Below are 4,064 nucleotides of genomic sequence, written 5' to 3'. Positions count from 1 at the left end.
ACGTCGTGCATCTGCTGCTCATCGAGATCCGGGCGCTGCATGAACAATTTGGCCCGCGCAGGCCCATAGCAATCCCGCGAGAAGTCCGCGACCTCCTGAGCCAGTACCGGGTCGTCAATGCGCGTCGCGTCGATCTCCATCCTCATCTGCCGCAGGTCCGTGCCGCACGGGATCGCCGCCACCGAGGCGCTCGTGACGGCGCGCGCGAGCGCGTGCATGAAGGCCCACCAGACCGGCACCTTCGCCGACTGATTGTTGATGGTGCTGAAAGACTGCGACCAGCCGGTTTCCGTGGGCTGCGGCACGCTGACCTGGCACTGCGCCGAGCGCGAACTGTCGTACTGGATGGTGCTGAGGTCCACGTCGATGAACGGAATGCCCGCGAACATCACCACCACGATCGCGACGAACACCCGGTTCTCGATACGGGCGGCACTCAGAACGCCTTTGTTGCCCTCGTCAGCGCCTTCCGCGCGGGCCTTCAGCCACTCCTGCACGACGATGGCGACGAAAGGCAGCGCGAACACCCCGCTGGACACCAGCACGGCCCAGATACCGTTGTTGACGATCCAGGACACGAGGGTGAGGTAGTACTCCAGATAGTCGGTCGTGAAGAGCGTCATGGCCCCGATCTCCCCTCAAGCGGCCTGCATCAACAGGCTGGCTTCCAGCGCGACGATGGCGACGACGCCGGCGACCTCGGTACGGATCAGCCGGCGCCGCGCCTGCCCATCTGTCCCGCTTTGGTCTTCGCGGGCCAGCACCCGGCGGCGCATCCAGAACCATCCATAGGCCGTTGCCGCGTACACGCACAGCCGCCAGATGAAGAAATACCCTGCGGAGGCCGCCAGCCACCGTTCCCAGCCTGCAACGCTGCCGACCAGGTTGATGCCCGCGACGTTCGCCCCCACTGCGGCGGCAACGATAAGCACCAGCCACAGCAGCGTCTTCGCCGCGCGCCGGCTGAACAACCAGCGCAGCGGCCGCCAGGCCATGCGCGCCGGGCTCATGGCCGACTCCCCGGATTGCCCTTCTGGAGCTGGTCGAGACGGTCCGGCACAGGATCGCCCTCGTAGATGCCGCGCGAACCGGCCGCGCGCGCGCCGTGGCGCTGGATGATCGCCATGGGCGAGTTGTTCGCCAGTTCGCGCCGCAGCTCCAGTTCGGTCTTGAGGTTGCGAATCTCACGGTCGAGCGTGTCGCTCTCGTGGTTCACCGCCTCCACGGCAAGTTCGTTCGCCGCGACGTTGGGCTCCTTCTTGCCCGTGAGCAGCGTGCGCTGCAGCAGCAGCGCTTTCTCCAGCACGGATGCCAGCGCGACCTCGGACGCGAGGCGCTGCGCCAGAAGGTCCTGGTCCGGCTCGTCGCGCAGCGCCTCGATCACGCCACGCGTGATTGGCAGCGACGTGCTGCCAGCCTCGCGCAGGTTCTCAAAGGTGGTAGTGCGCGTGCCGGAAACCAGCTCCTGAAGGACCTCCAGCTTCGCCTCGTACTCTTCCTGGATCAGCGGCGTCAGCCCGACGCCGGGCACCGTCTCGGTCTTGGTGCAGGAGTCGCAGGTGCGCTGCACCTGCTCTCCGAGGACCCGCGTGGCCCATTCGGTCGCCTGCTGCGGCGACGTCCAGGTCTGGCAGGACAGGCTCGCACAACTGGCGGACGCGATGGAGGATGTGTCCGTCACGCCACGACCGTTGACCAGGTTGTAGCCCGCGCGGGTGACGTCGCCGACCACCCGGATGGCGGACTGGCCTGCGCCACCAGCATTGCTGCCACCCACCCAGGGCACGCCGTCGTTGCCGCGGCGCGTCTCGGCCTGCTCGACGGCCGACACGGCATCGTTGCTGCCAACCGCGTCACGCAAGGCCATGCCTTCGGCCATCTGGCTCCAGCCAAGCTGGCCACCCGCTGTCTCGGCCATCTTCTCCGCCATGGCGCGGCACGTCAGCTTGGAGCGGTCGAAGTCCAGCCGCGCCTGCAGCACGCCGTTGGTCAGCAGGTTGTACAGGCCCGGATCGGCGCGCTGAATGATCAGCGCCGGCAGGGACGCTACCGCGCTGGTGGCGCTCTGGATTACGTTGCTCATGATCTGCTGAAAGCCGTTCGTGATGCCGTTGAGCTGATTGCGCAGCGTGGTCTGGATGCTCATGTCGCCGCAGATCAGGTTGCTGTTCCACCCCACACCGACCCCGATGGAGCGCATGCCGGCCGCGCGGCCCATGGACACCGCGCTGCCGCCGCCGATCGAGTACATGACGTCATCGCCAATGACGGGGCCGCTGTTCTGGTATCCGACCTGTGCCCACGCCAGGCCGCAGACCAGGGCGAGCGTGCCGGCCAGTGCCGTCGGGCGCAGCAGGCGGCACGCCTTGGTGGACAGGTTCTTCGGTTCAGGACGCTTCATCGTGGCACCTCAGAGGAAATCGACGCTGCCGAGGAACACCTGGCCCCGGCGTTCGCAGCACGCATACGGACGCCACAGCGCCCACGCGTAGTCGCCTTGCTGGGCTTGGGTCAGCGTGCCGCTGTGGGGGAACACCACGCAGGTGTTCGACAGGCGCGGCGTCAGTTCCTGCCACTTGCCGGTCGAGGCATCACCTTCCATCAGCGCGCCGGCCGGCCAGTAGCCATCACGCGCGTTGGCGAGCAGCGGCTGGTACACGTGCAACTGCCCGCGCCGCGTGACGACGTCACCGGCGCGCTGAGCCACGACCGCCCCGGATTTGTGGTCGTCGGTCTGGTGCAGGAAGCCGCCGCGCGGATAGACATTGCCCCAGAGGTTCATCGTGGTGCGCGCACCGACCTCGCGCCGGCCCGGGATCAGCGCCTCCGGGTAGGCCATCTCGGGCACGTTGTAGCGCCAGGCCAGCGTGTCCAAGGTGCTGAGCAGATACGGCATGAAGGCCGTTCCCGCGCCTTGGCAAAAATAGCCCGAGGACGAGGCGAACTGGTTGAACACCTCGCCGCCGGGATGGCCGATGACATCGGCGTTCTTGAATTTGGCGAGGTTGTTTTCGTGGTCTTCGTTGGTGGTGCCGTCGCCGCCTGCCTGGGCCGAGGCGTTCGGCATGCTCATCGCTCGCACTTCGACCCAGGGGTTCTCTCCGGTGTTGCTGTAGCTGGAGACGACCGCATCGGGGACGTAGTGCCGGACCTTGGTGGACGTGCGCACCGAGCAGCCGCCATAGGTGCAATACAGCCAGTAGCAGATGCCCACCACCCGGTACTCCAGGCAGTCCGGCGACATGACGGAGGACACGATGGTGACGGTGTTCAGGGCGTAGCTGCCCGTGGCGCTGACCAGCAGCAGCGAGGCCACGGCGACGCGCAGGCGGCGCAGCAGGTCGAATGGGCGATAGGTCACGGTTGCCTCCTCCGGTGCTGCTCGATGCAGGACACGGCCCGGGCCACGTCAGGCTCGCCATAGACCACATAGCGTTGGTCCACCACGACGGCCGGGATGGTCGTGACACCCAAACTCCATGCGTCGGTGATGCCCTGGTAGGCGGTGCCAATGCGGCGCTGAAGGTCGGTGCCGCCTTGGTTCAGGCGTTGCCGGACGATGGCTGCTGCGCGCTCGGGGTCGGCTGGCAGATCTGCGGAAAGCTCTGCTTCGAGCCCGGATGCCCGGTCCAGCTCGATCAGCCGCTCGCCGCCCATGGTCTTGACCGGGTGGCGGCTGTCGGTGACGACCACCACGTCGGCGGCGAACGCGGCCGGGCTGAATGCCGCGAACGACGCCGGCAGCACGATGGCCAGGCCAAGGGTTCGCCAGCCTGGTGCGAACCGGGTAAAAGCTCCTGGCATGTCTTGCACCCCGGAAGTTGATCAGGGCCATAGTCAAACGCCGAACCCCATGCGGCCCCAACAAACAATGCGCATCGCGGCCACCCCGCATACCTGCTTGTGTCGCCGCGCAGAAAAATGCGGAGGCCGAAGCCTCCGCGCTGATCAACGAAGCAGTACAACCCTTACAGCAGGCCGGACTCCGCAAAGGAGAACGGGGCACCCTGGCCGACGATGATGTGGTCCAGTACCCGCACATCGATGAGCGCCAGCGCGGCCTG

General features: G+C 66.9%; 6 protein-coding genes. All 6 read right to left on the bottom strand.

The genetic code is table 11. The annotated features are described in order from the left end of the window. The coding region (locus QZ709_RS03090) for a conjugal transfer protein TraG N-terminal domain-containing protein (RefSeq protein ID WP_294635875.1) at positions 1 to 623 on the bottom strand (623 nt) is incomplete at its 3' end. 15 nt (positions 624 to 638) lie between these two features. Beyond that, the gene (locus QZ709_RS03085; RefSeq protein ID WP_003821125.1) at positions 639 to 1,010 is read right to left on the bottom strand and encodes a hypothetical protein; all 372 of its coding nucleotides are present in this window, start codon (positions 1,008 to 1,010) and stop codon (positions 639 to 641) included. Continuing rightward, positions 1,007 to 2,401, bottom strand: a complete 1,395-nt coding sequence (locus QZ709_RS03080) for an integrating conjugative element protein (protein ID WP_294635874.1) — start codon at positions 2,399 to 2,401, stop codon at positions 1,007 to 1,009. Before QZ709_RS03080 ends, QZ709_RS03085 begins: the two co-directional genes overlap by 4 nt. Positions 2,402 to 2,410: 9 nt before the next feature. Further along, entirely contained in the window at positions 2,411 to 3,361 is a 951-nt protein-coding gene (locus QZ709_RS03075; protein WP_004350617.1) for a TIGR03756 family integrating conjugative element protein, read from the bottom strand. Continuing rightward, positions 3,358 to 3,804 carry a TIGR03757 family integrating conjugative element protein gene (locus tag QZ709_RS03070; RefSeq protein WP_004350615.1) on the bottom strand — a complete coding sequence of 149 codons (447 nt, stop codon included), beginning with the start codon at positions 3,802 to 3,804 and terminating at the stop codon, positions 3,358 to 3,360. The genes QZ709_RS03075 and QZ709_RS03070 overlap by 4 nt, the downstream gene beginning before the upstream one ends. A gap of 164 nt (positions 3,805 to 3,968) precedes the next feature. After that, on the bottom strand, positions 3,969 to 4,064 hold a 96-nt coding region (locus QZ709_RS03065), incomplete at its 5' end, for a JAB domain-containing protein (protein ID WP_294635876.1).

Origin of the sequence: uncultured Aquabacterium sp. (genome assembly GCF_913773725.1) — a bacterium.
Taxonomy (GTDB): domain Bacteria; phylum Pseudomonadota; class Gammaproteobacteria; order Burkholderiales; family Burkholderiaceae_C; genus Aquabacterium.
Note: the sequence above shows the minus strand (reverse complement) of the source record. Positions and strands in the feature narration are given on the sequence as shown.